Origin of the sequence: Acinetobacter sp. YH12106 (assembly GCF_013418995.1) — a bacterium.
Classification (GTDB): domain Bacteria; phylum Pseudomonadota; class Gammaproteobacteria; order Pseudomonadales; family Moraxellaceae; genus Acinetobacter; species Acinetobacter pseudolwoffii.
Genome location: NZ_VPAV01000005.1, coordinates 24,793 through 49,597, shown reverse-complemented (window position 1 = coordinate 49,597; position 24,805 = coordinate 24,793). Strand labels below are relative to the sequence as shown.

The 24,805-nt window shown below is 44.8% G+C and carries 17 protein-coding genes; 8 read left to right on the top strand and 9 right to left on the bottom strand.

The features are described from left to right. Positions 1–69 precede the first annotated feature (69 nt). A complete protein-coding gene (locus FTU45_RS06270; protein ID WP_005173205.1) occupies positions 70–648 on the bottom strand; it encodes a DUF805 domain-containing protein in 579 nt (192 codons plus the stop codon). Positions 649–921: 273 nt separating this feature from the next. On the opposite strand from FTU45_RS06270, the gene acs reads away from it, so the two are divergent. Both acs and FTU45_RS06260 read left to right on the top strand, forming a co-directional pair. Next, the gene (gene acs, locus FTU45_RS06265) at positions 922–2,868 is read left to right on the top strand and encodes an acetate--CoA ligase (RefSeq protein WP_074383876.1); all 1,947 of its coding nucleotides are present in this window, start codon (positions 922–924) and stop codon (positions 2,866–2,868) included. 138 nt (positions 2,869–3,006) lie between these two features. Then, positions 3,007–4,188: an acyl-CoA dehydrogenase family protein gene (locus tag FTU45_RS06260; RefSeq protein ID WP_100354927.1), complete on the top strand. Its 1,182-nt coding sequence runs from the start codon at positions 3,007–3,009 to the stop codon at positions 4,186–4,188. Between the two features lie 65 nt (positions 4,189–4,253). Here FTU45_RS06260 and FTU45_RS06255 read toward each other — a convergent pair whose 3' ends face one another. From FTU45_RS06255 to msuE, 4 genes are all read right to left on the bottom strand, one after another. Then, positions 4,254–5,669 carry a deoxyribodipyrimidine photo-lyase gene (locus FTU45_RS06255; protein ID WP_180076142.1) on the bottom strand — a complete coding sequence of 472 codons (1,416 nt, stop codon included), beginning with the start codon at positions 5,667–5,669 and terminating at the stop codon, positions 4,254–4,256. Positions 5,670–5,789: 120 nt separating this feature from the next. Next, positions 5,790–6,410 carry a riboflavin synthase subunit alpha gene (locus tag FTU45_RS06250; protein ID WP_100329499.1) on the bottom strand — a complete coding sequence of 207 codons (621 nt, stop codon included), beginning with the start codon at positions 6,408–6,410 and terminating at the stop codon, positions 5,790–5,792. Positions 6,411–6,591: 181 nt separating this feature from the next. After that, on the bottom strand, positions 6,592–7,704 hold the full coding sequence (sfnG, locus tag FTU45_RS06245) for a dimethylsulfone monooxygenase SfnG (RefSeq protein ID WP_180041153.1): 1,113 nt from the start codon (positions 7,702–7,704) through the stop codon (positions 6,592–6,594). A 29-nt stretch (positions 7,705–7,733) separates the two neighbouring features. After that, the gene (gene msuE / locus FTU45_RS06240; RefSeq protein WP_005095088.1) at positions 7,734–8,468 is read right to left on the bottom strand and encodes an FMN reductase; all 735 of its coding nucleotides are present in this window, start codon (positions 8,466–8,468) and stop codon (positions 7,734–7,736) included. A gap of 377 nt (positions 8,469–8,845) precedes the next feature. On the opposite strand from msuE, the gene FTU45_RS06235 reads away from it, so the two are divergent. After that, the gene (locus FTU45_RS06235) at positions 8,846–9,496 is read left to right on the top strand and encodes a response regulator transcription factor (RefSeq protein WP_004281370.1); all 651 of its coding nucleotides are present in this window, start codon (positions 8,846–8,848) and stop codon (positions 9,494–9,496) included. 80 nt (positions 9,497–9,576) lie between these two features. Here FTU45_RS06235 and FTU45_RS06230 read toward each other — a convergent pair whose 3' ends face one another. Both FTU45_RS06230 and FTU45_RS06225 read right to left on the bottom strand, forming a co-directional pair. Next, a complete protein-coding gene (locus FTU45_RS06230; RefSeq protein ID WP_005095093.1) occupies positions 9,577–10,338 on the bottom strand; it encodes a hypothetical protein in 762 nt (253 codons plus the stop codon). A 410-nt stretch (positions 10,339–10,748) separates the two neighbouring features. Then, positions 10,749–14,240 (bottom strand): PAS domain-containing hybrid sensor histidine kinase/response regulator, encoded by a 3,492-nt coding sequence (locus tag FTU45_RS06225; RefSeq protein WP_074383882.1) that lies wholly within the window; start codon positions 14,238–14,240, stop codon positions 10,749–10,751. 181 nt (positions 14,241–14,421) lie between these two features. Here FTU45_RS06225 and FTU45_RS06220 point away from each other — a divergent pair, with 181 nt between their 5' ends. The 4 genes from FTU45_RS06220 (at position 14,422) to FTU45_RS06205 (ending at position 19,569) form a co-directional block, all read left to right on the top strand. Continuing rightward, positions 14,422–14,754 carry a DUF485 domain-containing protein gene (locus tag FTU45_RS06220; protein WP_005095096.1) on the top strand — a complete coding sequence of 111 codons (333 nt, stop codon included), beginning with the start codon at positions 14,422–14,424 and terminating at the stop codon, positions 14,752–14,754. A gap of 1 nt (position 14,755) precedes the next feature. Beyond that, positions 14,756–16,462 carry a cation acetate symporter gene (locus FTU45_RS06215; protein WP_180076141.1) on the top strand — a complete coding sequence of 569 codons (1,707 nt, stop codon included), beginning with the start codon at positions 14,756–14,758 and terminating at the stop codon, positions 16,460–16,462. Between the two features lie 246 nt (positions 16,463–16,708). Then, on the top strand, positions 16,709–17,425 hold the full coding sequence (locus tag FTU45_RS06210; RefSeq protein WP_180076140.1) for a two pore domain potassium channel family protein: 717 nt from the start codon (positions 16,709–16,711) through the stop codon (positions 17,423–17,425). Between the two features lie 173 nt (positions 17,426–17,598). Further along, positions 17,599–19,569, top strand: coding sequence for a choline BCCT transporter BetT (locus FTU45_RS06205; protein WP_159516472.1), 1,971 nt, complete (start codon positions 17,599–17,601; stop codon positions 19,567–19,569). Positions 19,570–19,651: 82 nt separating this feature from the next. On the opposite strand, the gene omp33-36 is transcribed toward FTU45_RS06205, so the two are convergent. Next, the gene (omp33-36, locus tag FTU45_RS06200) at positions 19,652–20,563 is read right to left on the bottom strand and encodes a porin Omp33-36 (RefSeq protein ID WP_257223955.1); all 912 of its coding nucleotides are present in this window, start codon (positions 20,561–20,563) and stop codon (positions 19,652–19,654) included. 1,113 nt (positions 20,564–21,676) lie between these two features. Here omp33-36 and FTU45_RS06195 point away from each other — a divergent pair. Beyond that, positions 21,677–23,383 (top strand): diguanylate cyclase, encoded by a 1,707-nt coding sequence (locus tag FTU45_RS06195; protein ID WP_180076138.1) that lies wholly within the window; start codon positions 21,677–21,679, stop codon positions 23,381–23,383. A gap of 52 nt (positions 23,384–23,435) precedes the next feature. Here FTU45_RS06195 and FTU45_RS06190 read toward each other — a convergent pair whose 3' ends face one another. Then, positions 23,436–24,698, bottom strand: a complete 1,263-nt coding sequence (locus FTU45_RS06190; RefSeq protein WP_180076137.1) for a hypothetical protein — start codon at positions 24,696–24,698, stop codon at positions 23,436–23,438. Positions 24,699–24,805 lie beyond the last annotated feature (107 nt).

Sequence of the window (24,805 nt, the reverse complement as noted above, 5' to 3'; positions counted from 1 at the left end):
TGTTGAGCAAAAAATTAAGAAGCGCTATCCGCCAGGAATGGATATTTCCTAAAAATAAGCAGACGGCTGTTAAAAATATTGTGTGGTTTTTTGCATGATCTCAGGCGGGATATGTGGCTGTTCTCCACCGCTCATATAACCCAATAAAGCCAGCGACCCAAATAGGCTCAGTAGTATCAGGACAATCATCAGCCAGGCCAGCATCTTTTCCCAGAGCAGGGTCATCCGCGCAGGACCGTAGTCATTTATGCCGCGATCTCCCGAACCAAAAACGATATAAAGCCATACAAAAATGTTCACCAAGGGCAGCAACAGCAGCAGCGCCCACCAGCCACTGCGGTTCATGTCATGCAAACGGCGAACGGTCACCACTAAAGCGAAATAGGCATAGGCCAGAATCATGATCAGCACGCCGATACCGGCCAAGCCTTGTAGTGAAAGCAGCCAGTTAGAATCCATTGAATGGACTGCAATATTCACAATATCAATACTTAAGCCCAGCGCAATACTGCTAAACAGGAAGATGAAATGTAGAAATGCTGACCACGCAATAAAACTCAGACGCCCGAAACGGCCTTTTATCGACAAGGGATGATCCGTTGCCACTAAAGCGGGAGGGGTGAAATAGGGAGATTCTGGCGATTTCATAAATATGATCCTGAACTGAACAAAATGAAATAAGAGCGAGAGCTAAATTCTATTTTTTAAAGGGCATTGCTACAGATCATACACAGTTATGCAGAATATTCTGTACTGTAAGTTGTGCTTTATTTTGTTTGAATTTGAATAAATAATCTACGACGAAAGCATGATTGCCGGATTCGAAATAAGCAGGCCATACTGCCATTATGCATAAAAAACAATCAACAACACAGCATTAACCTCTCGTGATGAGATAGAACAAAATCAAGGAAGTGAAATATGCAAGAGATCTATCCAGTACCCGAAGATTTTAAAAAAACAGCACGTACGCTTGAAGACCAGTATTTCGAACGTTATCAACATTCCATCGAGCAGCCAGAAGCATTCTGGACAGAACAGGCACAACGTCTGGACTGGATCAAGCCTTTTACCCAAGTCAAAAATACCAGTTTCGATCCCGACAATTTTAAAATTGAATGGTTTGCTGATGGTCAGCTCAATGTCAGCGCCAACTGTCTGGACCGTCATCTGAAAGAACATCCCTATAAGCCGGCCATTATCTGGGAAGGGGATCATCCTTCACGGCACAAGATTATTTCTTTTGCCGAGTTGCATGACGAAACCTGCCGTTTCGCCAATGTGCTGAAAAAAAATGGCATTGCTAAAGGCGACCGGGTGATGCTGTACATGCCCATGGTCTCTGAAGCCGCGATTGCCATGCTGGCCTGCGCACGCATCGGGGCGGTGCATTGCGTGGTATTTGGTGGATTTTCACCTGATTCTCTGGCCAGCCGGATTGAAGACTGTCAGGCCAAAATGGTGATTACGGCCGATTCCGGTATGCGTGGCGGGAAACCGATTCCGCTAAAAGCCAATGTTGATGAAGCTCTGAAACTGGCTGGTACAGACTCCATTCAAAATGTAATAGTGGTGCATCGCACCGGCAACCCGATTGAAATGCAAGAGGGGCGCGACCTGTGGTATCACATGGAAATCATGTCGGTGAATGACATTTGCCCACCGGAACCGATGAATGCCGAAGATCCGCTATTTATCCTGTATACCTCAGGTTCGACCGGCAAGCCCAAGGGCGTGATGCATACCACGGGCGGCTATCTGACTTATGTGAATTGCAGTTTCCGCGAAGTGTTTGACATCAAACAGGATGATATCTTTTGGTGTACCGCAGATGTCGGCTGGATTACCGGACATTCCTATGTGCTGTATGGCCCATTGTCGAATGGCACCACGACTCTTATGTTCGAGGGTGTTCCGCAGTATCCGAGCTGGGCGCGTACCGGACACATTGTCGATAAGCATAACGTCACCATTCTCTATACCGCACCGACAGCCATCCGCGCCATGATGCGTGAAGGCGATGCCTTTGTGCGGGAAAGTGACCGCAGCAGCCTGAGAATTTTAGGTTCGGTGGGTGAGCCGATCAATCCTGAAGCCTGGAACTGGTATTACACCGTGGTCGGTGAAAGTCGCTGTCCCGTCATTGATACCTGGTGGCAGACGGAAACCGGCGGTTTTATGATTACGCCATTGCCAGGCGCGACTGATTTGAAACCGGGTTCTGCAACACGGCCTTTCTTTGGGGTACAACCTGCGATTGTCGATGCGGATGGTAAGGAGCTGGAAGGCGAAGCTGAAGGCAATCTGGTGATTAAAGATTCCTGGCCGGGCCAGATGCGAACCATCTGGGGTGATCCGGAACGTTTTATCGAAGCCTATTTCTCGACTTATCCGGGTACTTATTTTACCGGAGATGGCGCGCGTCGCGATAAAGACGGTTATTACTGGATTACTGGCCGGGTCGATGATGTGCTGAATGTGTCCGGACACCGTTTAGGCACAGCTGAAGTTGAAAGTGCGTTGGTGGCCCATGAAGCAGTGGCTGAGGCTGCTGTGGTGGGTATGCCGCATGACATTAAAGGGCAGGGAATTTGTGCCTTTGTCACCTTACAGGCCGACGTGACCAGTTCAGATGAATTGCGTGCTGAACTGGTGAGCTGGGTGCGCAAGATTTTGGGGCCAGTGGCGACACCCGATGCACTGTACTGGGCACCCGCTTTGCCCAAAACCCGTTCAGGGAAAATCATGCGCCGGATCTTGAGAAAGATTGCAGCCAATGAGCTGGATAGCCTGGGCGATACCTCGACATTGGCTGAACCGCAAGTGGTGGATCATCTGATTGCAGAAGTACAAGCCAATCCTCGTTAAATAGCTAAAGTCCACAAGCAAAATACCGGCTGCACGCAGCCGGTATTTTTAGATCAGGAATAAGCTCTGCATGCTTTCGAATATAGCGCAACGTCTTGATCTGCTAAGCTGCCCACATGCTGAACATGAGTTAAAATAATGAATGTACGATCACCATATTTAGATCAATCTCCTGTCGATATTGCCCAGAAACTGGCAGAACAATTTGCCCAAACTGCCGCAGTGCGAGACAAGCAGGGCGGTAATCCCAAGCATGAACGAGACCTGATCCGTAACAGTGGTCTGCTCGGCTTGTCTATTCCTGTTGCCTATGGTGGACAGGGTGCAGACTGGCGGACAATTTTTAAAACCATTCAGACCCTGGCGCAGGTCGATAGCTCTCTGGCGCATGTTTATGGATTTCATCATTTATTGATTGCCACCGTACAGCTATTTTCCCAACCCGAGCAATATGGCAAATGGTTTGCACAGACTGCGCAAAATAATTTGTTCTGGGGCAATACTCTCAATCCGCTGGATCGTCGTACCACGGCAACTCAAGTCTCAGAGCATGAATATATTTTCCATGGTGATAAAAGCTTTTGTTCTGGTTCGATCGATTCGGATATGTTGCTGTGTTCAGGTTATAACGAAGCAGGAAAATTGCTGATTGGCGTGATTCCTACCCAGCGACAGGGTGTGAGCTTTCTAGGCGACTGGAACAATATGGGTCAGCGCCAGACTGACAGCGGCACCAGTCATTTTGAACAGGTCAACATTCACCGGGATGAATTGCTGCTCAATCCGGGGCCACTGAGTACGCCGTATTCCAGTTTACGTCCATTGATTGCGCAGCTGATATTTGTGCATATGTTTCTCGGTGTCGCCGAAGGGGCTTTTGAAGTTGCCAAACAGACCGTACAAACCCAAAAAGCCTGGTCAAAATCCTTGGCTGAACATGCAGTGAATGATCCTTTTACCCAAAAGCATTTTGCCGAGTTTTATGTGCAGCTGGAAAGCGTGCGTTTATTGGCAGATCAAGCCATTCAGACCTTGCAGAAAGCTTGGAATATCGGCCCTGATCTGACTGCCGAGCAGCGTGGTGACGTCTCGATTGCGATTGCCACCGCCAAAATTGCCGCGACCAATAGCTCTTTATATATCACCCAGAATATTTTTCAGGTCATGGGTGCACGGGCAACGACTGCGCAACTGAATCTGGACCGGTTCTGGCGTAATGTTCGGACTCAAACCTTGCATGATCCGGTGGATTATAAATATCAGGAAGTGGGGGAATGGGTGCTGACCGGAAAAGTGCCTGATCCAAGTTTTTATTCCTGATCCTAATAATAAAACAGCCTCTATATGAGAAGCTGTTTTATTATTTTTAAGATGACGGGTCTTTTTTAAAGCTGCTTAAAAGCCTCGATTGCCCGGACACGGGAAGATTTTAAATCCACAAGCGGTTTTGGATAGTCCAGTTCATGGTCAGGGTTTTTGGCGTAGGGTTCATGAATGCTTTTGGCATCCAGATGCGCCAGTTCAGGCACCCACTGACGGATATAATCCCCATTCGGGTCGAACTTCTGTGACTGGCTGACCGGATTGAAAATCCGGAAATAAGGCACCGCATCCATACCCGTCGAAGCACACCATTGCCATCCGCCATTATTGGCTGCCAGATCACCATCAATCAGCTGCTGCATGAACCAGCTTTCTCCCAAACGCCAATCGATCAGCAGGTTTTTGCACAGGAACATTGCGGTAATCATGCGCACCCGATTATGCATCCAGCCGGTGGCCAGTAGCTGCCGCATCCCGGCATCTACAATCGGGATCCCGGTTTGGCCCTGTTGCCAGGCTGCCAAATCTTCAGGTGCATGCCGCCACTGGATTTTATCGGTATTTTCTTTAAACGGGCGATGTCTGGAAACGCGGGGAAAATCGAACAGGGTATGCTGATAAAACTCACGCCACAGCAGTTCATCCAGCCAGGTTTGTTGACCGAGATCATCGATCTGGAAATAGCCATGATGTTGTTTAAACAGCGCCTGAATGCACTGGCGGATCGAGAGAATGCCGATATTTAAATAAGGCGAGAGTTGACTGGTGCCATTAAGCGCTGGAATATCACGATCTGTTTGATAGCTGCTTAAGCGGTCTTCGATAAAATCATCCAGCATCTGTAGGGCATGAGTTTCATCTACGGGCCAAAGTTTTTCAGAATTTTCTATTGAATAGCGACCCGCAAACTTTTCCAGATCAAAATGTGTCAGCTCTGCAGGCAATTCGAGCAAGTCCTGAGACGCAATCACAGGATAAGCAGAAGGCACATCGAGAATCAGCCGCTCATAGCATTTTTTCTTAAAGGCACTATAGACTTGATAGGGTTGATTGGACTGATTGCGGATACTCGCCAATGGAAAGAGGGTGCGATCATGATACAGCTCGACCCGAATCTGCTGCTGTTCTAGTCGTTGCTGAACCTTGAAATCACGCTGTAGTTCATTGACCCCAACTTCAATATGTGCATGCAAGCTATCAATCTGCAAGTTTTGGCAGAGTGCTAACATCTCATCAGCAAGATTACGCCACAAGCCGACTTCTCGCACAATTAAAGGAATATTCAGTTGTTCTAGTTGCTGTTTGAAAACCTGTAGCCGTCGCAGATAAAAATCGATTTTGATCGGCGCATCTTGATGTAACTGCCATTGCTCAGGAGAAAGCACCACCAAAGCCACACAGGGGCCTTGTTGAGTGGCATGCCACAAAGCGGCATGGTCTTGAATTCGAAGGTCTTGGCGAAACCAGATCAGATGCATGGTACTTTCTTAAATCAGGGAGTTAGCCTGCATTTTAGGCAATCTGCTACCGATGGAATAGTATTAAAATATTAATATGATAGGAGACTGATTTTTGCACGTATCAGTCTCTTTATACCATTAAGCTTTGGCTTGATAAATATTTTCCAGAGTATCCACCAAAGTACGGGTCATCTGGTCAATTTCATAATTCACTGTATCGCCCACCTGGATGTGCTTCCAGGTGGTCAGACGCAAGGTTTCTGGAATCAGGTCAATCGAAATTTCACTGTGGGCACGATCGACACGGTTCACGGTCAGGCTGCAGCCATTTAGCCCAATAAAGCCTTTTAGGAAGAAGTACTTGATATTACCCTCTGGAATCTGTAAATCGATATGCAGGGTTTCACCGCGAGCTTCAATCTGGATGACCTTAGCCCTGCCTTCAATATGGCCATACAGATTATGTCCACCGTTTTCTGCACCGACTTTGGCAGAGCGTTCAATATTCACTTCATCACCAATTTTTAAGGCTTTCAAGGTGGTAAGCGCCAAGGTGACATTGGAAATATCAAAATGAATCTGTTTCTGCGCCCGGTCAATCGTGGTCACCGTGAGACAGACACCATTTACTGCCACACTGGCGCCAATAAACACATCTGCAAAAAAGCCGTGCTGATCACTGACCAACAGGGTAATAAAACCATCGCCTTTGCGAATCTCGATGACCTGTTCCAGGCCTTGGACAATACCGGTATACATAGTTAAAACGTCTATTCTTGCAATTGCATCCCATTGTAGGCAGGAAAGCTAAATCCGGCTAGCGCTTTACTGGACTGCTTGGTTTCTGTCCGGATAAAAAACCCCTCAAGCCGAGCCTTGAGGGGAAAATTTGCAATGTGCCGTCATTATTATAATATTTGGGCATAAGCACCACTTAGATTTAAGCGGATTTAGCCTGCACAACCTGCTGTTGTTGTACTTCTAGCTCACGCACCAATGGCAACACCTTTTCTCCAAAATATTCGACTTCTTCAACACAGTGCAAGAAACCGGAAAGCACCAGATCGACTCCAATATTTTTTAAAACTACAATACGTTCAGCAATTTGCTGCGGTGTGCCAATTAAATTGGTCTTGAAACCGTCGTTATACTGGACTAAATCTTCAAAACTTGATTTTGCCCAGTTGCCTTCGCCTTCAGTTGTCGAGGCACCGGCTTCACGTGTCGCTTCAGCAAAATTTTTCACTGCTTTGATATTGGCCTTATCAATAATTTCCTGTAACACCGCTTTGGCTTGTTCTTCAGTATCACGTGCGATGATAAAGGCATTGACCCCAATTTTTACAGTGTGATTATTGGCCCGGGCTTTTTCGCGAATATCATCAATCTGTTTTTTCAGCTCTTCAGGGGTGTTGCCATTGGTGAAATACCAGTCTGAAACACGTGAAGCCATATCGCGCGCCGCACGTGAACTGCCACCCTGAAAAATCTCGACCGGTTTATCCGGGAGCGGTTGTGGGCGTAAGGTATAGTCTTTAAATTGATAGAACTTGCCATCAAAATTAAAGTGATCCGTATTCCAGATTCCGCGCAAACTGCGAATAAACTCTTCTGAACGGGCATAACGCTGGTCATGCTCTGGCCATGCTTCGCCAATCGCATCAAATTCGCCACGGAACCAGCCACTGACCACGTTAATCGCAATCCGGCCATTGCTGAGCTGGTTAATGCTGGCCAATTGTTTTGCCGCAAGCGCAGGTTTCCACGGCCCGGGTAAAATTGCTGCAATTAACTTGATCTTGCTGGTTTGTGCGAGCAAGGCATGACTGAAGCTGACAGATTCATGCTGGTTTTCTGCACCATAGCTTGACGCAAAACGAATCTGGGTCAGGCCATATTCAAAACCGCTTTTTTCTGCTGCTTGTGCCAGACGCACGTTATATTCATAGCTCCAGTCGGTACGCTGTTCGATGGTACTGACGACAAAACCGCCACTGACATTCGGAACCCAATATGCAAATTTGATGTCTTGCTGTATTTGCTGTTGTGACATATTTCAACCCTCGAAGTGAAAATCGCTGATCAAGCAACTTGCGTTTGCGCTGATTTTTTACTGTGCAAGCGGGATTCTGCTGCATCCAGACTTGGTACAGCCGCAGAGGGCAACACTTCTTCTTGTTCGATTTGTTTATTGATGCTCAAGTTCTGGTTGGCCTGTTGGGTTTTTGCTTTAATGACTTCGGCACGTTGTCCTTTGGCCGGTGCCCATTCCAGAATAGGCAGGGCACGTGCTACTGCCAGGGTAATACGATCGCGGAGCAATTCACTGTGAATGGTATATTCAGGAGTGAAATCACGATCAGTCGCATACACGCCAATCGGTAAAGTCTGAGCCTGGAAAAAGCTGAATAATGGACGTAATTGATGTTCGAGCACCAGCGCATGTCGGTCACTACCACCTGAAGCCGCTAAAAGTACCGGTACATCGACCAGTGCAGTCTGCTCGACAAAATCAAAGAAATGTTTAAACAAGCCGGTAAATGAAGCGCGATATACGGGTGTACCAACAATCAGTGCATCTGCAGCTTCGACGGCGGCCAGATCATCCTGAACGCGCTGCGGTAATTGATTACGATAAATCGCACCACCCAAGAGCGAACCAATTTCACTAAATTTAATAAAATGTACATGAATTGGTGTCGCTTCACCCAGTTCATCAATAATGGCCTGAACCAAGGCTTCGGTTTTTGAAGGATGATTTAAACCGCCAGATACGGCAACAATATTTAAGGGTTTTTGCGCATTAAAATTAGACATATTTAGAACCTGAAAAATAGGGATAATCTCGGAATGACCTTATTAATCCCGATTCAGTGCCGGGCTGTAAAATAACGAAAAGCTGAAAAGTTATCTGATTTTTCGATATATGAAAAAAGCCTGGTTTATAAGCATTAATTTTAATATAAGTTTTTGATATGTAGATTTATATCGAATATAGCTAAGCTTTTTAATTTAGGAATACGTTATATATAAAAAAGTGATGAGAATTAAATAATTATTGAAATACCGCGAAAAATGGTGATTTTGAAGAAAAACTGCATATTATTTTAAAAATTGTAGAGTCTTGCATATCCTTAACCGGGTTGTGTGGTTAGAATAGGGTCTACCGTGCCAAGATCTCTCTCACGTTGCCTATGAATATTTTAATCGTTGATGATCATCCACTATTTCGTCATGCTTTGATTCAGGCTGTACGTTATAGCCTGCCACAAGCCCAGATTCATGAAACTGCGGCAGTCAATGAATTTTATGAACGTCTAGAAAATGGCCCCGAGCCTGATCTTGTGCTGCTGGATTTAAATTTGCCAGGCGCATCAGGTTTTTCTGCCTTGGTACACGTCCGCGCGCAATATCCGTCGCTGCCGATCATTGTCGTGTCTGCGCATGAAGAAGTCAGTATTATCCAGCGTGCCATTGCGCATGGTGCCATGGGCTATATTCCAAAATCTGCCCATCCAAGCCATATTGGTGAAGCGATTCGCGAAGTGCTGGAAGGTGAGATCTGGTTACCGCCAAATCTGCCAGCCAACATGAACTTTGACCCGCGTGCTGCCGATGAAACGGCTTTGGCGGAACGGATCCAGTCTTTGACCCCACAACAGTTCCGAGTATTGATGATGGTGGCCGAAGGCTTGCTGAATAAGCAGATTGCTTATGAACTGGACGTGTCAGAAGCGACCATTAAAGCGCATGTGACTGCAATTTTCCGTAAGCTTGGCGTACAAAACCGGACACAAGCGGTATTGGCCATTAATGCACTGAATATTGAAGACCGGAAAATGTAAGTTCTGTATATCCGCATGGAAAAAGGCCTCCTTGGAGGTCTTTTTTTATCTGAATAATTCAGTGAAAAAGCATGCATATATTAAGCAATATAATCCTGCTTGCGGGTGAAATCATCGCAGAATAATGGATTTAAGGCACATTGCAATTCATCGATCTGATCTTCGGTGACATAACCCTTGGATTTCAGATACTCTGCCACGCGATCATCTCGCAGGCTCAGGAAAGTCGCATCATAAACACCCAGATCGACAAAGAGTGCAGCCGTTTCCAGACTGTTAAAACGGTCCAGATAGACTTCATTGTCATACATCAGGAAGATATGATCATCGCGCGTGTTCGGATCGACATGTAAACGCTGCGCTAGCTCATGCGGGCAGGTTTTAATAAATAGTAAATCAGACAGCTCGTCAAACTGGCTGGTATCCAGACAGTTATCTTCGTTTTTGACTTTACCCAGCCAGGCCTTAAACACCAGGACGGCACCACCACGCAGCAACATGCTCCAGATCTGATGACGAGTTTGCGCCGGCAGATCCGCTGTTTCAGCTTCTAAAGACTGAAGCAGTTTGTCTTCCTGCTCGGCAATCCGTTCAAACAGACCCAGTCCTTGCGGCTTGTAAGCATAAGGTTCAAAGACATCAAAATGTAATTCATCAAAAACTTGCAGTGCCAGCGGGACTGCACTCTGATACAGCGTTTCCAGCGCCTGATACTGGGCATCATTCAGCTTGCTGTATTTAAAGATCTGTGCCCAGTCAATGCTTGGCAATAAGGCATTGGCGCCATATTGACGGTGGAACTGCTGGGCCTGATTCAGGCCATGGTTTTGATCTATGTTCATGTGAAGAACTCCGATATGCAGAAAGATCAGCTACCCAAACAATCAAGGCATGTATGAGATGGAAACTGATCGTTTCTTATTCCTCTATTTTTAGAGCCAAGCATAGCTGATAAAAAATACGACTAAAGTTATAGTGCTGGAAAACTACCCTTTAATTATGAGTTAAAACAAATAGATAATTAATTGTAAATAAGTGTACTGCTGTACAGGTACAGATTGGTCATTTTTTGCCATGGTGAATTAGAAAATGAACATTTTGGTCAATTTATTCGGCTGTATTTTCGGCATATTTGCTGCTTTTAGCACATTAGAATAAATTTTATGCAAGCTAGGTGATTTTCTGTGGCAGTTGAGTATAAAAAATGCCCATTTTAAGCTTTAAAATGGGCATTCATGAATGCAATACAATCTTAGGAATCAGAAATTTTCAGTCCGGATAACCATGATCGTAAGGATGCAGGTTTCAGTGGTTTTTTCAGCAATACAATATTCAGCTCTTTCAGGCGCTGTGGCAATTCCGGATCGGAATCGGCAGTAATCAGCGCCACCGGAACATCATTGCGGCGCTGTTCCAGAATAAAGTCTAAACCGATCTTGTTCTGATTGAGATGCTGATCGACCAGCCAGACCTGAATATTTTCCTGCTGAATCAGCCTCAATGCCTGCTCTGGTTCGGTGGCTTTAAAGACTTGATAACCCCATTTGCTCAACAAGGTCGCCATCCCTTCCAGAATGGTTTCATCATTATCCAGACACAGGATTTTAAACGCCTTGGTTTTTAGTGGTACGGCCTGAACAGGTGCAGCGACGACTTTGGGTGCTGCAATGACAGGCACTTCAATCATAAAACAGGAGCCTTTGCCCAGCGCCGAATACACATGCACCGGATAGTCCAGCATGCTGGTCATGCGTTGCACGATGGCCAGACCCAGTCCAAGGCCCTGTTCACCCCATGGAGAGGTATGGCCGCAACGTTCAAACTCCTGAAACAGCTTGATACGTTGTTCTTCGGCAATCCCCGGTCCGGTATCCCAGACGCCAATGCGGATATGATTCGGTTTGGTACTGGAGCGTAAGACCCCGACCATCACTTTACCTTTGGCGGTATAACGCAGCGCATTACTGACAAAGTTCTGGATAATCCGGCGAATCCACTGTGGATCGGTATCAATCCAGAACTGCGCATCATGCACACTGAATTGAATGCCACGTTGTGCCGCAATGGATTTAAACTGCAGTTCCAGATCACTCAGCAAGTCATGTAGCGGATAGGCCTGACGTTTCGGCTGAATGGTACCGCCTTCCAGTCGGGCAATATCCAGTAGCGCAGACAGCATGCTTTCTGCACCATGCAGGGCACGATCCAGTTGCTGCAAGGTCTTGCGGTCTTCGTCATTTTGGACGCTTTGTTCCAAGGCAGTACTGAACAGACGCGCCGCATGCATCGGCTGCAACAGGTCATGACTGGCGGCGGCAATAAAGCGGCTTTTCGACATATTGGCTTTGTCGGCCTGTTCACGCGCCAGTTGCTGTTCGGACAAGGCATCTGCCAGCTGTTGGGTACGATCCTGAACCCGGGCTTCCAAGACGGCTTCATTTTCACGGAAGGCAGTAATATCGGCAAAAGTCGTAACGAAACCACCCCCTTCGATCGGATTACCACGCATCTGAATGACCCGGCCATCTTTACGAATCCGTTCAAATTCATGGGCACTGCCGACCTGCATCCAGTGAATACGCTTGCGGACATGTTCTTCGACCGAACCCGGCCCACATTCACCACGTTCGGCGTTATAACGGATCAGATCTGCGATTGGACAGCCGACATAGACAATATCGGTCGGATAATCGAACAGTTTCAGATACTGATTATTCCAGGCCACCAGACACATGTTTTCATCGACTACGCTGACCCCTTGGGTCATGTGATCAATCATGGTCATGATCAGATTCTGGTTAAAACGTTGCCATTGTGAGGCCTGATCGAGAATGTTGGCGACCTGACCCAAGGCCAGGCCATTATTGACCATGGCCGTGGTCAGCAGGGTACGTGCCGAAGCTGCCCCGATGGTACCGGCCAGATATTGTTCGGTAAAACGCCACCACATGCCATTGGCGCTGCTATTTTCATTCAGTTCGACACTGTTTTGGGTACAAAATTGCTGAAAAGCGCGGGTAGTGGGCCCTTCACCGGTAATGCGCTTGGCCAGGGTAATCAGATCGCCGACTTTTAAACGCGCCACATCCTGATGCGAATAACTGACTTCAGTTGAGGGACTCTGCGATGGCAGTGGCTTGGTTTCATAATAGAAGAAACTTTCAGCCTGAATCTGTTCGGCAATACTCGGACGGAAAATCCGCGAGATCCAAATATATAGGATTGTATTCAGGCCCAGTGCCCAGACCACCCCATGCGTCAGCGGATCAAACGATTCGAAACCGATCAGCGCTTCAGGACGTAACCAGTTCCAGCCAAAAGGGCCGTTAGTGAGCAGATTTTGGCTAAAGCGGTGATAGGCTTCTGGCAGGCTGCGCAGAATGGTGGGAAATAGCAGGGTATAGGACCACAAGGCAAAACCGGTCAACAGACCCGCATATACGCCCTGCTTACTACCACCGCGCCAGTAGAGGCCACCGATCAGGGCAGGGGCGAATTGTGCTACCGCACTAAAGGCCAACAGGCCAAAAACAGAAAGCTGATCAATATCATTAAAGAAGTTGAAGAACAGGAAGCCCATTAACATCACGCCCAGAATACAGATCCGGCGGGTAAATTTCAGTACCAGCGGCAAGCGTTTATCATGTCGGGAAATCAGTTTCAAACGCCATAGCGCTGGCATAATCAGATCATTACTGAGCATGATGGAAAGTGCCACAGAAGACACCAGCAGCATCCCGGTAGATGCGGAAAAGCCGCCCAAGAATGCCAATAAAGTGAGCCAGTCCTGATTATAGCTGAGGGGTAAGGACAGGACCGCCACATCTGGAATTGCCAGATATTGCGGCGCCGCATGCAATGCCCAGCTGGCAATCGGAATAATCGCCAGCGTGGTCAGAATCAGATAAACCGCAAACCAGCGCCGTGCACCGCGGATATGTTTTTCATCACGCAGCTCCACCACTGCCACATGGAACTGGCGTGGCAGGCAGATAACTGCCAGGGCTGCCAGCAAGGTCTGAACCCAGAAACTTTGCGGAACCCCAAACAGCTGGACATCACGGAAGGTGGTACTGATATCTGTGCTGATCTGTGCCATATTTCCTGGTGCTTCAAACATAAAGAAACAGGCGACTGCCAGCAGGGCAAAGAGCTTGACAAAGGATTCAAAGGCCACGGCCAGCATCAGACCGCCATGCTGTTCAGTATTGGCAATCTGCCGGGTGCCAAAGATCATCGCCAGAATGGCCAGTACACCGGTCAAAAACAGCACCCCATTGGTGGTGTTGGCAATTCCGGCAGATGGTTCCAGAATGACTGCGGCACTCAGGGCAATGGCGCGTAGCTGTAAAGCCAGATAAGGCACAATCGCGACCACTGCCAGAATGGTGACCAGCGATGCCAGCGGGCCACTTTTACCATAGCGCGCCGCGACAAAGTCCGCGATTGAGGAAATCGCATGATGCTGTCGTACCCGTCCTAATCGGCGCCAGATATCATAACCGACGGCAACGAATAACAGCGGGCCAAGATAGATCGGCAGGAAAATAATGCCTTCCCGTACCGCAGCGCCGGTAGCGCCATAAAAGGTCCAGGATGAACAGTACACCCCTAAAGTTAAACTAAACAATAGCATGCGCCCACGGGTACTCAGCCGGCTGGCATGTTTTTCCCCGTAAAAAGCGCAGATAAAGAGCAATGCGATATAGAGGGCAAGTACCCCTATGATGAGCCAACTGTTCATATAGCCTGATGTGTGCTGAGCATGCCGCTATGATAGCGCATCATGAACGCTGCAGTTTAAATTGGTCATTTTTTAACGACCAAAGTCTAAATTACAAGAACATAGGATTCTTGTTAAGTTGTAATAGTGATAATTCGAATTAAAAATAGTTAGCCCATGGTTGGGCTACAGGAGTGTAACTATGGATGAGGCACAAGTAGATCGAATTCTACAAAATCCAAAATTCAAAGAAATGGTCCGCAAGAAAAGTATGCTGAGCTGGACCTTAACCGGCATTATGCTATTTGTCTATGTGGGTTTCATGTTGCTGGTCGGCTACAACAAAGAGTTTTTATTGTCTTCGCTTTCAGGTGGTGTAACGACTTGGGGGATACCGCTGGGTCTGAGCATCATTGTCTTGTCATTCATTTTGTGTGGCGTGTATTCCTATATTGCAAATAACACTCTCGACCAACTGACGGCAGAAGCCATACGTGAAGTAGAAGCAATTGCTCATGAAAAAGGACCACATTAAGATGAAATGGAATTCTCTTATCGCCCTTGCTGCAACCACAATGACCTCAGGTCTGGCCCTGGCTGGACCTGATCTGGGTGCAGCAGAACAGCAGGCAACCAACTGGCCTGCGATTATCATGTTCCTGATTTTTGTTGGGGCAACATTGCTTATTACCAAATGGGCAGCCAAACAAACCACCAGTACCAAAGACTTCTATACGGCCGGTGGCGGTATTTCCGGTTTTCAGAATGGCCTGGCGATTGCCGGTGACTATATGTCAGCAGCTTCTTTCCTGGGTATTTCCGCGATGGTGTTCCTGTCAGGCTTTGATGGCTTACTTTACTCACTGGGCTTTATGGTGGGTTGGCCGATCGTATTGTTCCTGGTGGCAGAACGTCTGCGTAACCTGGGTAAATACAACCTGTCAGACGTAGTATCTTTCCGCTTGCAGGAAAAACCGGTACGTACCTTGGCTGCTTTAAGTTCACTGGTTGTGGTGGCGTTCTACCTGATTGCACAGATGGTGGGTGCAGGTCAGCTGATCAAACTTCTATTCGGTCTGAACTATAACATTGCAGTCGTGATTGTTGGCTTGTTGATGATGGCTTATGTCATCTTCGGTGGTATGTTGGCAACCACTTGGGTACAGATCATCAAGGCAGTCATGTTATTGTCCGGTGCGACCTTCATGGCATTTATGGTCATGAAAGGTGTGGGCTTTAGCTTTACCAACATGTTTGAACAGGCAATTGGTGTTTATTCAAAAGTGCATGACCTGAGTCTTGCCGATGCAACCAAAATCATGGGTCCAGGTAGTTTAGCGTCTAATCCGATTGATGCGATTTCTTTAGGTCTGGCATTGATGTTTGGTACAGCAGGTCTTCCACATATCCTGATGCGTTTCTTCACGGTAAAAGATGCCAAAGAAGCGCGTAAATCAGTCGTAGTTGCGACAGGTTTTATTGGTTATTTCTACCTGCTCACTTTCATCATTGGTTTCGGTGCGATTCTGTATGTATCGAACAACCCGCAATTCCTTGATGTTGCAAAAATGGCGGTGACTGGCAAGCTGGAGCTTGTTGGTGGTAACAATATGGCGGCGGTGCACCTGTCTGATGCAGTGGGCGGCGACCTGTTCATGGGCTTCATTTCTGCAGTTGCATTTGCCACGATTCTTGCAGTCGTTGCTGGTTTGACTCTGTCAGGTGCCTCAGCTATTTCGCATGACTTGTATGCCAACGTGTTGAAGAAAGGCCAAACTACGCCTGCCTCTGAACTACGTATGTCTAAGATTGCGACTTTAGGTCTTGCGATCTTTGCAATGATTCTCGGGATTCTATTCGAGAAACAAAACGTAGCCTTCATGGTCGGTCTGGCATTCTCGGTTGCAGCATGTGCCAACTTCCCGGTACTGGTATTGTCTATGTTCTGGAAAGGCTTGACGACACGTGGTGCAGTGATTGGTGGTGTTGCAGGTCTGGTAACAGCAGTAACCTTGATTGTGCTGTCTAAAGCAGTATGGGTCGATACTTTGGGTATTTCTGATACGCCAGTAAACCCGTTCAATGGTCCTGCAATCTTCGCGATGCCATTGTCATTCTTCTGCTGCTGGTTGTTCTCTGTGACGGATAATTCGGCACAGGCTCAGGCAGAACGCAAAGCCTTTGATGCGCAGTTTGTACGCTCACAAACTGGTATTGGTATCTCAGGCGCATCGGATCACTAAGATCTCCGCTACGCTAAAAAAAGCCCCGTCAGGGGCTTTTTTTATGGAGATATCATCAAGTTTTTTCTTTAGTATAAACGCCGTATTGAATTGAGCTGGCTGGATTTGTGCAGCGTTATTTCAGTAATTTTCATACAAATCGCATATCTGCAAGCGACTTTGAGCATGCTATGTTAAAAGCGGCTAACCATAACAATGTGTTCCCTACATGAAGATAGTAACAAGAATAGCAACAAGAAGGGCAGTATGAAGCAATCTTTGCAGCAGTTCTGGCACAGTTTTACCCATCTGCCCTCAGCATGGCTGCTTTGTTTACAATTGCTGATTTTGATCTTGTCCATGTTGAGTTATGAAAACCTGCCCTATCGGGCAATCACCTGGATGCTCGGTGTCCTGGTGTTACTGGTCATTGCCAAGGTCATTCGCCAGACGCCGATGTTTACCATTTTAGGACTCAGCTTTGTGGCCGGCGCAATTCTATTTTCTTCACTGATTGTTTTGGGCCTGCGCTATACCTGGGTCTATGTGACGGCGAATCTGTTTGAAGCCAGTGCATATTTTAGTGCTGCTTATGGCCTGTTGCGTTATATGTTTCATGACCGCTATCTTACCAAAGATGAACTCTTTGCAGCTGGAGCGGTATTTACCTTACTGGCCTGGGGCTTTGCTTTTCTTTATAGTGTCTGCCAGTTATGGGTGCCTTATAGCTTTTCAGATCCTGACTTGCAAGCCCATCAGCCTTGGTTGGATTTGATCTTTCTCAGCTTTAGTGTCCAGTCCGCCACGGGCTTGTCGGATGTGATGCCGGTCAGTCCGCTGGCACGGATGCTGGCAATTATCCAGATGTTTGTCGGGGTGATGTATTTGGCCCTGATTGTTTCTCGCCTGATTGCCTTACATTATATTTCCCATCTGCCTAAACAAAATAGTGCAGAAAATCAACATAGAAGTCCGGATGAGTAAGAGACAACCCTTGGAATGATCGGGTTACAGTAACTTAACGGCTTTATTTTGTGTAACATCCTAAAATAGCAGGAGATCTAGCTTCCATAGACTGAATCTGTCTGATCATTTTGACCTTACCAATAATTATTTGACGCTGTTTGTCGATCCAATTTTTAAAAAATGGAGGAGGTATGCCTTCCACAAAACCATCCTGGTTTGCCAATATCAATCCAAATGTTTTTATTAGTACTGTCGCCATTATTGCGATATTTTTAGCGTTGGTCGTATTTGCACCCGATGCTTTTTCAGTTTTCACCCAGCAACTGAACCAGTGGATTACCACCTCCTTTAGCTGGTTCTATGTATTGTCGGTGGCGATATTTCTCATCCTTCTGGTTTATATTGCCCTATCGGATATGGGCAAAATCAAACTGGGACCCGACCATAGCCAGCCGAAATATAGCAGTGCCTCCTGGTTTGCGATGTTATTCACCGCAGGAATGGGGATTGGACTGATGTTCTTTGGCGTGGCCGAACCGGTGATGCATTATGTCACGCCACCTGCCGGTGAACCGGAAACTGTACTGGCTGCACAACAATCTATGCGGGTCACCTTTTTCCACTGGGGCTTACATGCCTGGGCTATTTATACGCTTGTTGGCCTATCCTTGGCTTATTTTGCTTACCGGCATCAATTGCCTTTAAAAATCCGTTCGGCCTTGTATCCACTGATTGGTCAAAAGATCTATGGTCCGATTGGAGATGGCGTCGATACCTTTGCCACCATTGGTACGGTATTTGGTGTGGCCACCACGCTTGGTTTCGGGGTGACCCAAATCAATTCAGGTTTGAACTATTTGTTTGGCATTGAACAGGCACCCAGTACTCAGGTCATTTTGATTATTGTGGTCAGTGCCATGGCGGCGACTTCCGTATTTTTTGGATTAGACAAAGGAATTAAACGTTTATCTGAACTAAATTTGGTACTTGCACTGCTGTTGCTGATTTTTGTTTTTGTGGCAGGTCCGAGTATTTATCTGTTACAGACGACTATTCAGAATGCCGGCCAGTATGTTTCAAATCTGTTCAGTATGACCTTTAATCTGTATGCCTATCAGCCAAGTGGCTGGATTGGGGGCTGGACCATCATGTACTGGGCCTGGTGGATTTCCTGGTCGCCATTTGTCGGGATGTTTATTGCCCGGGTCTCGGAAGGGCGCAGTATTCGTGAATTTATCGTGGGTGTATTGCTGATCCCGACTGGATTTACCCTGATCTGGATGGGCTTTATGGGCAATGCTGCGCTGTATAGCATTATGCATGAAGCCAATACCAGCTTGCTAGAAGCAGTTCAACGTGATTCCTCTGTGGCTCTATTCGAATTTTTAGCTAATCTGCCTTTCAGCTCAGTGACCAGTATCATTGCGACTTTACTGGTGATGCTGTTCTTTGTGACTTCTGCCGATTCAGGAGCATTGGTGACTGATTATCTGACAGCAAAAAGTGAAAATTCACCGACCTGGCAGCGTCTGTTCTGGACCGTACTCATGGCTTTACTGGCTATCATCCTTTTACTGGCAGGAGGCTTAGAGGCTTTGCAATCGGCCACGATCATGAGTGCTTTGCCATTTACCTTCATTATGCTGCTGATGTGCTGGGGATTAATCAAAGCCTTACATCTGGATGTCACCAAAATGCATGCGCTGCAAGCCGCACGGATTACCCCGCGTGCGATCCAGAATCCGCGCAGCTGGCAACAGCGATTAGGCCTGATTATGCATTATCCGCACACTCAGGAAGAGGTGCAGCAGTATATTCAAAATACAGTGAATAAGGCATTTCTCAGCTTTCAGAGTGAATTGAAACGGCGCCGATTACACGTGACGATTAGTCCGCTAGAAGACGGTATACAGCTCCGTGTTGATCATCAGGATGAAATTAATTTTATCTATCAGGTCAATGCGACCCAGACTTTAAGTCCAAGCTTTATGTCTGAACTGGAGAATGCGGGCGTAGATTCCTATCAGGCAGAAGTCTTTTTAAGAGAAGGCGGGCAGGGCTATGATGTGATGGAATGGACGCAAGAAGATCTGCTCCAGGATATTATTGATCAATATGAGCGACATTTGCACTTTTTAAGTCTGGTGCGTACACCAGAATAAGCGTATCTAAATCTGAAAATCAAGCAATAATAAAAAAGGACGCATCAAGCGTCCTTTTTTCTATTCAGCATCTAATTAAAAATTAGAAACGGAATTTAGCATTTACGCCAACAGTTTGTGTGTCTAAAGCAACTGCATCTTCTTCAGCAGCTTTAACAGCTTCAAAGTTAGCATTTACATAGCTAGCGCCAACAGAGACAGCTGGAGTAACGAAGTAGTTTACGTTTGCGCCCCAAGCTTTATCTGGAGAACCAGCATAGCTAGATTCCATATAAGAAGCACCAACGCTTAACTGTGGGTTAAGGAAAAGAGTTGTACCTAAGTTGTAGGCAGTATCTTCACCATAAACTAAACCGCTTTCAAAACCAATTGACATGTTAGTACCGTCAATCGCGCCTACATATTTAGTGCGGGCAGTGATTGCGTCTTGGTCTTCATTGATTGTGCGAGATTCAAGAGCAGCTTTAGCAACACCGTTGTTAAACATGTTGAAAGCATCATAAGAAGTTTGGTCAGCAACGCTGGTATAACCCACAGCAACCAAGAAGTTAGGGATTAGTAATGCACCTAGTTCTAATGCATAACGGTCACCATTGCCGTCTACGTCGCCCGCTTTGTTATCCGCGATGGTATGGCTATAAGAAGCGCTTGCATAAGCAGGAACAACGTTAGTCGGGATATACGCTTCACCTTTTACACCGAAAGTATGGTGCACAGTGCGATCACCAAATTCTTGTCCGTCTTCGCCGTATGTATAAGCAGCAGAAACATTAGATGCTTGGTTTAAAAAAGCAGCTTCAGCTAAAGGACCTTTAGACGCATCTACATCTTTAAAGTAATAAGTACCTTGAACAGCGCCAGTGAAGTCTTTGTCATTTGCAGTGTTATCGATGTACTCTGACTGACCTTGAACTTCGAATTGATATGCTTGAGCACCGGTCATCGCTAATAATACAGCAGTGGCTAAACCTAGTTTTTTCATGATATTTACCATTTTGTTACAAAAGATGTACAACATAGAACATATTGTATTGTAACAATTTATTAAGTCAATCCACTTCGAATTTAGTATTTTTTCGTCTTAAAATAATGTATTAGTTTTGTGTAATATTCATCTATTTAGCTTGAAATTGAATTTTATGTAAAATTTGTTTTATAACAAAAAGCTAGAGCTTAAAAATAGAACACTACGTCAAAGATTAAGAAGAAAATGTGTGGATATTATTATTCATTAATTAAATTGATTATTGATTTTTTATCGTAAAATTCAATTGATGTTTTAAGGATAAATTCATAAATATGTCAAAAAATATAAGATGAATTATATAATTCATCACGCTTTATTATAAATTGTACAAATTTAATGCAGAATTCCTCTAGAATTGTAATAGGTGTCTCTTTTTTGAACCAAAATGTGATGCTTTTTAATCTCGACTAGGCCAATCGGCTTTACATTGTTAATAGATTTTTACATAATATCAGTATCAGGTTAAAGTTCATGTTTCATTATGATTTAACGTGATTCTCCACAATTTTTTTATTGGCCCAGCTTTCCCCAAGGTTGGGCTTTTTTTTATCCGCATTTTTTATTTACTTTCTATTCATCTTCTAAGATAGAAACTGTTCTGTAGCAATGAACTTCAGCAATAAAAATAGTAAAAATAAAGCACTAAAATGGTGCATATTAATTCATTAATAGATGACCTAAAAATATAAGCACTAAAAAAACCCCAGTTTTCATAGAAAACTGGGGTTTTTTCGCCAAAATTTGCGGGTAAACTAAAATATCTGCTGAGGAATAATTTAACTCGCCCTAATGCGGTGCATTATGCACCCAATTGTTGCATGTGTAAATAGTGCGGAAAGCAAGTTTTGATATTTTTTTTAATGCTTAAAAGTCCTGTATTTGTGTTGTATTTTTTGTAGGATAAAACCCATAAAACTTTAGCCTGAATTTAAAAAGTAGCGCTTTTAAAAATTAAAATCAAAAAAATATAGAAAAAACATTAACTAAGTTGAATTACCTACTTTAAGAGTATTTCATTTTATTTGTATAATAATCAATCTATTTAGCTTTGCTTGTCATATTGGGGCGTAATACAACAGCATGAATACCTTACGCTCTGAGTGGATCAGTAAACGTTTGTACTGGTCGATGTCGATTATTATTTTATGTTTACTTTGTATCTGTATTCCCTTAATTGTGAGTAGCAGTCAAAGTTATTTAAAATCCAGACAAACCTATCAACAATTGAATGCATTGCAGCAGGTCGCTGACCTGGCAAATAAAATTTCGCGTGAGCGTGCGCCTGCCAATAAGGCCATGTCCAGTTCGGTGCAGGAATTTGCCCAGCATCAGCAAGAGTTAATCAGCTACCGTCAACAGGTGGATCGGCAATTGTCCCAGACCGCGGATGTATTGACGGAGGTCGGTTTTAACAACCTGAGTCAGCAACTTTCACAGCTTGAGAATAGTTTGAAAAAAGGGCGTGCACAGGTTGATGCTTATACCCAGATGCCGCGTCAGCTGCGCAGTGCTCAGGAACTTGATCAGGCGATTCTGGCGATGTTTGCTGCCTGGGAAAGTTGCCGTGAACTTTTGCGTGACGTGGCGGTGGCTTCAGATAGCTCATCGACCCCTCTGAATAACTATATTAGCCAGATTCTATTTTTATCAGATTTACGTGATCAGGCCGGTCGTGTGGCCTCGTCTATCATGGCACATGTGACTTTTGAAGCTCCGCTTCCCACTGAAAATATTACCCGCTCTTTACAGACCCAACATCAGGTGCGTTATTTGTGGGCCTTGATTGATACCATTCAACCTGTTCAAGATAAGACTGAGGAATTCATCCGTTTACATCGGCGGGTAGAAACCGAGTTTATTCAGCAAGGCTTACCGATTGTGAGTGAGCTGATCAGTGACAGTCTGGAACAACGTGACTACCGTTTGAGCGGAACAGAGCTGACTGAAGCGATCGTAGATAAATTTGCGACTGTGGTAGACCTGCAAACTTATCTGCTGCAATACAGCAGAGATGCCGCTATTCAGGAAATGAACAGCAATATGCAGCGTTTGATCTGGAGCGTGTTGGTATCGTTGATTTCATTACTGACCGCGATTTCCACCATGATCTTTGCACGCAAACAAGTATTTTTGCCACTTATTCAGGCACGCCGCATGTTGTTGAGTTTGTCTAAAAACTCGGGTCGTCAGAAAATTGATATGCGGCTGCGTGAAGTGAATCATTCTGATTCCTTATTCGCTGCCATTCAGAAATTGCAACAAATGTTGCAAGAACGCGATGCGCTAGAATTCCGTTTAAAAAATATTGCTCATTCCGATTCTTTGACCGGGCTGGCCAACCGTTTTGCGTTGGAAGAATATATCCGCTTTATGGAAAATCAGCCGGGTCAATTGAGCCAGACCTGTTTGATGATTATTGATATTGATCATTTTAAACAGGTGAATGATCAATATGGGCATATTATTGGCGATCAGGTGATTCAACTGGTGGCCGAGCGTTTACAGGCCAATGTCCGTGCTACAGATTTGTTGGTGCGTTATGGCGGCGATGAATTTCTGGTATTGATTGAAAATATCCAGATGCAGCAGGCACTGATTGTGGCTGATAAAATCCGGGCTGAAGTGGCTGAGCGTCATATTGTGACTGCAGCAGGAGACGAGATTCAGGTTTCGGTCAGTATCGGGGTGGCGATTGGGGCGGTTTCCTGGATGGCTTTGTTGTCAAATGCCGATGATGCTTTGTTTAAAGCAAAGGCCAAAGGACGCAATGCGGTGGCTGAGGTTTGATTGTTTTTATTGTTTAAAATATCTTTTTCTCATGTCGGACAATTCAATACTTTTAGTTGAAAAGAATCTGTCTAAGAGATAACTGTAAGATATACCAATTTCCATTTGGTTCACCTCTGAGCTCAGGGTATCCATTCTTTGCATTGGCATAATTTAAACTTATTTCAATGTATAAAGATTGAGTAATATCATTTTTAACATATTCAAGATGAGTAGAGATTTTTGTGCTTGAAGGTGTTTGATCTTCGGAAGATTTAATTCTGAACTTTAATAGCTTAATTTTTTGGTAATCATTCTTAATTTCAAGCATAGTTTTACCTTGATGCTTACCAATGGTATGTAAAAGTATAGGAAACATTTTACCCCACTGTTGTTCCTTCCAAGCATTTAGGAAAATGAGTAGAGTATATTCAGGGGTTAAACTGTCTAGAGTCTCCAACATTTGATTTTCCCAATAGTTTTCGGATTTTATGGGTCGCATTTTCCATTCATTTATTCGTTGAGAAAGTTCTTGAGTCATCTGATATTTTTCTAATGATTCCTTTAAGGATATAGGCTCTACAGGTTGCTTGTTTACTACCTTTTCATCAGCCCAATCAATTAGACAATCCAAAACCCACCAACACTTAGAAGCTACTTCTTTATTAGCAAAATTTAAATCTCGTCCATGTAGGATTCCATTTCGATAAGGAATTAGAATTCTTTCTTTTGCTGTTTTTGTTCTTGACGTATTCATGATTACCTTTAGAAAAGGCAATCCTGTTTCATGTGATGTAATACTGTCATAGAGTTCTAGATCAGACTTTTCGGCAAAGAATCCAACGTGTCTTGAAATGTCATTTACTAAGCCATCTATCAGCGCGAGTAAAAGAGGAATACAAGCGTGATAACGTTCATCTAAATAGTCTATTTTTAATAATTTGAGCAAATCTAAACGATCTTTGAAATGTTCACGAGAAGTGCACTTTTTCAAAATAAAATCTATTTTATTTTGATCAATATAGTTTATGAGTAGTTCTTTTGCTTCTTCATACTTATTGATTGAGCCTAAATATACACATTTTTCTAAAATAGTCTGACTTAACCCACCGTAACAGATCCATCCATCTTTAGAGAAAAGGTCATTAAATTGATCTGGCAATGTTAAGACCCGACTATCTTGCACAATTTGTATGAGTTGATTTCGATGTTCTTTTAATTTTGGATTAATTGTATATATAAAAGGAATAGTATCGAGAAAATTACATCCAGTTTCTATCAGTTTGCTAAAAGCTAAAAAAGGTTTAATGGACTCATTATCTTTAATTTTTGACATTACTTTCCCAAATAAAAAAACGGTGAATAAATCACCGTTTTATCATACTTATTAGATGGATAAAATCTTCCCTAACCCTAAGTCCTATAGGACGTCAGATAAAGAAG